The following is a 1,223-nucleotide window of genomic DNA, read 5'->3' as shown; positions in this document are numbered from 1 at the left end:
GGGGAGGTCGCGTCATAGTCGTAGTAGCCGATCTGCTGAAACGCCCGCTTGGCATAGTGCCGCGCATACAGATCGCCAACCTGGTCGATCATCGACTGCCAGTTTTTCAGTTCGCGGTCGTAATCGGCCTGGAACGCGGCGCGGGCGCTTTCGTCGTAACGCTCTTCCAGCCGCTCGCGGGCATCCTGCTGTTTGCGCGCGATGTTGCGTTCGGTCTGCGCGTCGATGTCCACCGGCGGCAGATACGCCTTGGCCGCGATTGGGCTGTCGTTCCACTGCTCGACCTGCCGGGCTTCCCGCTGCGCGTCCTCGGCACCCTGCACTGCCGCCATGGCAGCGTGCAATTCGCGGATGCCCAGTAGTGCTTGCGAGGTGAAGTACTCGAAGTGCCGCTGCGGCTGCGCCCGCCATTCCTGCAGGGCTTGCACCCAGCCAGTGCGTTGCGCGTTGAGCTCCATGACCATGCCGACCGGGTCGGGCAGCGTCAGCGCCAGCAGGCCATTGGGCAGTTGTTCCTGCTGGATGACATTGCGCACATGCGTGCGGGTTTCATGCCAGCGGCCCAGGCGGCTGTAAAAGCCATGAGCGCTGGTAAACCTGGCAGAGGAAAAGGTCGAGAACTCCAGCACCTGTTCCAGGCCGAAGCGGAAGCTGTCGGTCATGGCGATGCCGAGGCTGGCAGGGTCGTTGCGTGCGGTGTTCAGGTCCACCTCGACGAAGCGGGCGAGGGTGCCCGGGTCACTGTCGGCGATGCCTTGCCGATAGCGGTCGAGTACCGCACGGGGCCAGGGGTCGTTGGCGAAGGCGATCCAGGCCTTGCGGTAGAGCAGGGTGTCGATGTTGATGAACGAGGCGATCACATCGTGGCCTTCGGTGGCGCATACCTTGGGTAACGACCTGGGTGGCCCCAAGGGCATCTGCGATACCGGAAAGCGCTGCAAGGTACCTTCCGCCGCTACCTCGTAGGCCTGCCAGATTTCCTGGTCGAGCAGTACGTAGACATAACCCTGGCGCAGGAGGCGCAACTGGTCGGTGTGCATCGGGTGGAAGATGATTTCGCTATCGTCTGCCAGGCGATAGGGGCGCCCTGTATCCGGGCGCGGGGCGTAGGCCTCGCGCAGCAGCAGAATCGGCAGGCCGGAGCGTTCGCAGGCATTACAGGTGCCGTAGGTGTTGGGGATCTCTTCCTGCATGGCGATGTGGATGGCTTTGCTGATGCTCAT

General features: G+C 63.5%; 1 protein-coding gene. It reads right to left on the bottom strand.

Annotated features, from left to right (window positions below; all coding sequences use genetic code 11):
* A partial coding sequence (locus CAG34_RS27300; RefSeq protein ID WP_305880220.1) for a T6SS effector BTH_I2691 family protein occupies positions 1–1,223 on the bottom strand: 1,223 nt, incomplete at both ends.

The organism is Pseudomonas sp. B14(2017), from assembly GCF_002113255.1.
Classification (GTDB): Bacteria; Pseudomonadota; Gammaproteobacteria; order Pseudomonadales; family Pseudomonadaceae; genus Aquipseudomonas; species Aquipseudomonas putida_Z.
The sequence above is the reverse complement of the archived record's forward strand: the minus strand, read 5'-3'. Positions and strand labels throughout refer to the sequence as shown.